The sequence below is a fragment of the Vibrio renipiscarius genome (assembly GCF_000827885.1).
Lineage (GTDB): Bacteria > Pseudomonadota > Gammaproteobacteria > Enterobacterales > Vibrionaceae > Vibrio > Vibrio renipiscarius.
The window spans coordinates 1-2,112 of sequence record NZ_JTKH01000030.1 but is presented as its reverse complement, the minus strand read 5'-3'; the positions used below and the strand labels follow the sequence as shown (position 1 = coordinate 2,112).

2 protein-coding genes are annotated in these 2,112 nt (G+C 43.2%); one reads left to right on the top strand and one right to left on the bottom strand.

Translation table 11 applies throughout. The features are described 5' to 3' along the window. The coding region (locus OJ16_RS19575) for a phage/plasmid replication protein, II/X family (protein WP_040993243.1) at positions 1–1,054 on the bottom strand (1,054 nt) is incomplete at its 3' end. Positions 1,055–1,163: 109 nt separating this feature from the next. Between OJ16_RS19575 and OJ16_RS19570 the strand changes: the two genes are divergently transcribed. Beyond that, positions 1,164–1,670 (top strand): helix-turn-helix transcriptional regulator, encoded by a 507-nt coding sequence (locus OJ16_RS19570; protein ID WP_040986277.1) that lies wholly within the window; start codon positions 1,164–1,166, stop codon positions 1,668–1,670. Positions 1,671–2,112: the final 442 nt, after the last annotated feature.

Sequence of the window (2,112 nt, the reverse complement as noted above, 5' to 3'; positions counted from 1 at the left end):
CGATAACCTCTGAACGTTTGAGTGTTGGACAAAGGCGACTAACATCGAATTGTTGGCCGATATCGATGCCAATTTTCCTTAAGCGGGCTTTGTGCTCGTAGAATTGCGATTGACTTAGCGTGTGACGTAAATCGGTGCCGTGCTGCCAAAGTGTGAAATAATTCATGGTGGTATTAGCTGCACGCACTGTTTCCACAACCCCTGCTTCTAGTAATTGCTCTGCGATTGATTGATGAATGTCTTTAGTAGCGTGTAGTGTCTTCATAGCGTCTTCCATCGTCGTTAGGTGCTTGTAAAAGTCTTGTTCCGTTACCATTCCGTAAAATTGCAAGTCGTGTCTTTTCAGTAGTTTTTGTCTGAGGCTGTTTTCTTCACGGACAACGCCGTGCTCTTCGCAGTAATCGATAAGAGTTTCTAAGTACTTAATATGATCTTGTGTTGTCTTGCTGCTGCGCTTGTATTTCTTAAGACGGAGTTGCATCTCAAATGCCTTGCAGTAGAGCTTGAGCATTTCCCATGCTGAGCCTTCACCCCAGTTACAAGTCATTCCATTAGGTTTGAGAATCGCTTCACGCCCTCGCCCCATAGCTACAGAAGACATGCCACGAATAAATGAAAGCTCATTTTCACGGTCAACCATGTGGTTACGTGTCCAGTCGATAAGAGTTATTTCCGCGCCATTGCCTATGAGTGACGATGACTTACCATCCGGAGTTTGACGGTGATAAGCACGAGTGTTTTTAGTGAATGGCGGCAGGTCGTATTTTGCGAGAATGTGGTTATAAATTGCGATGCAATCATCGAGAGAAGTTAAACCAAAAAGATTATCCATGCGTTGCCAGCGGGACGGATTGCCCTCGACGCGGATACGATTGCCATTACAGCGAATAGTGAGTTTGGTACTAAATGAACCTTCAAGAATTTTTTGGTTAACGCTGGGAGGAAGCTTTTCGCCAGTTTCCATATCAACACGCTCAATAACATGAGTGCCGACGAATGGAAGCCCACCGTCGGGATGATCTTGTTGAATGAAAAGTTGGTCAATAAAGAACACTGGGAAACCCTGTCAAATACATTTTCGTACACCTTAAAAGTACATGATAGTAAGTGTCAACAGTTTTGTGTATAAAGTAGGGGTTATAATTAAATAAAGGGATACCAAAGTGGATAATGACATGCTGCAAGATGTACTTAGAAAGGCGCGTACTGAGCTTGGTTTGAAACAGAATGAAGTCGCGGAAATGGTTGGAGTAACCCAACAAACGTATTTAAAATGGGAAAATGGGAAGTCTGAACCTAAGATAAGCCAAGCAGGAAAGCTAGCATCAGCTCTTAAGGTATCTGAAAAAGAACTATGCCAAGGTGAGTTTCACAAACAAAAAATGGATACGTTAGAATTTATTAGAAAAGTAGAAACCCTATTGCAACACGTACCGCAATCTGAGTTTTTAATTGGGATACAGGAATACATACATGATGAAGAGGGTTTTATCGACTTTCTACGTAATGCATCAGATTACCCTTTTGAGCTCTTCAATATTGAAAAAATCGACAATGCTAGGTACATGTTAGAAATGGTAGAAAGCGGAGCTTTTAAGTTTGAAGACCCACGTACTAAAGAAATGTTTATTGAACAACAACAGAAAATAATCGCAGAAAAATCGAAATAGAAAACTAGTTTAAATTCCGGTTGTCCGGAGTTAGTTCGGGTGTAACAGGAACCCGAACCGCTTCGCGGTGAAATCCGGCAGCCTAGGGCGTTCATTTTTGAGTGCCCTTTTCTTCGTTTAAGCTCGTTCTTTGTCGGCAAATCGTGGCTGCGGTGTGTGCACCGTTGCTCGGGACTCGCAGCATGCCCACACACCCCATCCATGCTAATGCCAAACAATGAATTGCGCTGACTAAAACAAAAAGCATCTTTGCAGGAAGGTGGTGTGTTTTTTCTTGAAGTGATTTGGACTACTGACCGCGCCAGTTTGGAATGTCGAGGAAATGGCCTTTTGTGGGTGGCTTGGTGCCTCGTTCGCGCACGCGCTCTCTTATCCCTACGGGTTTAGATACGACGCAATAGAAAGCAAATATGAGAACCATTCCAACAAGAAGCTGAACGCA